The sequence below is a fragment of the Pseudomonas sp. R62 genome, from assembly GCF_000257605.1.
Lineage (GTDB): Bacteria > Pseudomonadota > Gammaproteobacteria > Pseudomonadales > Pseudomonadaceae > Aquipseudomonas > Aquipseudomonas atacamensis.
Genome location: NZ_JH635999.1, coordinates 1464956 through 1467235, shown reverse-complemented (window position 1 = coordinate 1467235; position 2280 = coordinate 1464956). Strand labels below are relative to the sequence as shown.

Sequence of the window (2280 nt, the reverse complement as noted above, 5' to 3'; positions counted from 1 at the left end):
CATTCAACATCTTCATTGCCTGACCCAATGCATTCGCGAGCAGGCTCGCTCCCACAGGTTTTCGCGGCGCCTGCAAAATCCCGGCGAACACACAAAGCCCGATGTAGGAGCGAGCCTGCTCGCGAAGACGGCGGCACATTCAACATCTTCATTGCCTGACCCAATGCATTCGCGAGCAGGCTCGCTCCCACAGGTTTTCGCGGCGTGTGCCAAATCCCGGCGACATGCAAAATCCAGTGTGGGAGCGAGCTTGCTCGCGAAGAGGGCGGCACATTCAACATCTTCATTGCCTGACCCAATGCATTCGCGAGCAAGCTCGCTCCCACAGGGGACCTGCGTTGCTTGTTTGATTGGGGTTCTGCAGGCCATCAGTACTCAGGCAGGTCCGCCGTTCTTGTCTGGCAGTTGGGCAAACCACTGCGCATACGGTGTATTGCTCCCTTTGAATCGGTTGTAATCCGGGCTGCCGTCATCCCACCACACCGGCCCGCGCTCACCCAGCGCGACTTTGGCGTCGTTGACGCGAGCTCTCGCTGACTTCAACGCCTGTGCATCGTCGCCACGCTTTGCCTCTTTGACCGCACGCCGCGCTGACATGAGTTCGGCTACAAACGTCTCACGCTCGGCGGCCGGCAGCGCTGGATTGCTGCAACGCCAGAGTTGCTGCTTGACCACAAAATAGCGGCCATCGGGGGTGGTGGGGTACATGGGCGATATCCTGCGTGATCCAGTCTCAGACCGGGTAGGACAACTCGCCGATGAGTTTATCCAGCGTAATTGGATAAGCGCGCACCCGCACGCCGCAAGCGTTATAGATCGCATTGGCGATCGCCGCCGCGGCGCCGCTGATACCCAGCTCGCCAACGCCTTTGGCCTTCAGCGGGGTGGCATAGGGGTCAACTTCATCGAGAAATACTACTTCCTGATGGGGAATGTCGGCGTGCACCGGCACCTCGTATCCGGCCAGATCGTGATTGACGAAAAAGCCGATTCGATGATCCACCGCCAGCTCTTCCATCAATGCCGCGCCGGCGCCCATGGTCATGCCGCCGATGATCTGGCTGCGCGCAGTTTTCGGGTTGAGGATGCGCCCGGCGGCGCACACGGCCAGTTGCCGACGCAGGCGAATTTCGCCGGTCGCCGCATTGACCGCGACCTCGGCGAAATGCGCGCCGAAGGTCTGCTGGGCGAAGCGCTGGGCAAGGTCACCGTATTCCATGCGGTCCTCGCCCGTCAGCTCGCCATTGGCTGCGGCCTGAGCCAAGCCAACCTGCTGCGAGCCTGCGCGAATTTGCCCGTCGACAAACTCGGCTTGCTGCGGGTCAATCCCGACGGCGTGAGCGGCGGCTTCACGCAGTTTCACGCACGCGGCATATACGCCGGCAGTGGAGGAGGCGGCGCCCCACTGGCCGCCGGAGCCCGACGATTCCGGAAACCGCGAATCGCCCAAGTGCACCACGACACGGTCCAGCGGCACGCCCATCATTTCGGCAGCGGTCTGGGCGATGATGGTGTAACTGCCGGTGCCGATGTCGGTCATGTCGGTTTCCACGGTGATGACGCCTTGACGATCGAGACGCACCCGCGCCGCCGAAGCGGTCGTCGGTGCGCCGCGAATCGCCGAGGCCAGCCCGATGCCGATCAGCCAACCGCCCTCACGGCGCTGACCGGGTTGAGGGTTGCGCTGACGCCAGCCAAAGCGTTCGGCCCCAGTGTTCAGGCATTCCACCAACTGCCGTTTGGAGAACGGCCGCGCCGGTTGCTCAGGATCGACCTGCGAGTCGTTGAGGATGCGCAACTGCAGCGGATCCATCTGCAGCTTTTCGGCCAGTTCATCCATGGCGATTTCCAGCGCCATCATCCCCGGTGCCTCGCCCGGCGCGCGCATCGCCGAACCCTCGGCGAGATCGAGCACGGCCAGGTTCAAACGAGTCATGCGATTGGCACCGGCGTAAAGCAAGCGGGTTGACGCGGTAGCCGCTTCGGCGCGACCACCGCGCAGATTGCCCGACCAGCTCTCGTGGCCGATCGCCGTGATCACGCCGTCACGGTTGGCACCGATGCGCAGGCGCTGAAGCGTCGCCGGACGATGGGTCAGGTTGTTGAACATCAGCGGCCGCGGCAGCGCGACTTTCACCGCTCGCCCGGCATGTCGAGCGGCCAGGGATGCCAACACTGCGTCGCAAAGAATCGTGCCTTTACCGCCGAAACCACCGCCGATATACGGCGAGATCAGGCGCACATCTTCCTTGGCGATGCCGAGGGTTTTTCGCCAGATCG

The 2280-nt window shown here is 63.0% G+C and carries 2 protein-coding genes; both read right to left on the bottom strand.

Annotated elements, in window-relative coordinates; genetic code table 11:
- Positions 1 to 375: 375 nt before the first annotated feature.
- On the bottom strand, positions 376 to 708 hold the full coding sequence (locus OQK_RS24715) for a hypothetical protein (protein ID WP_016774788.1): 333 nt from the start codon (positions 706 to 708) through the stop codon (positions 376 to 378).
- Positions 709 to 733: 25 nt separating this feature from the next.
- On the bottom strand, positions 734 to 2280 hold a 1547-nt coding region (locus tag OQK_RS24710; RefSeq protein WP_016774787.1), incomplete at its 5' end, for a molybdopterin cofactor-binding domain-containing protein.

What these genes read in the sequence shown, in the direction of transcription:
- OQK_RS24715 (WP_016774788.1), bottom strand. Translation starts at nt 708, where the DNA reads ATGTACCCCACCACCCCCGATGGCCGCTATTTTGTGGTCAAGCAGCAA.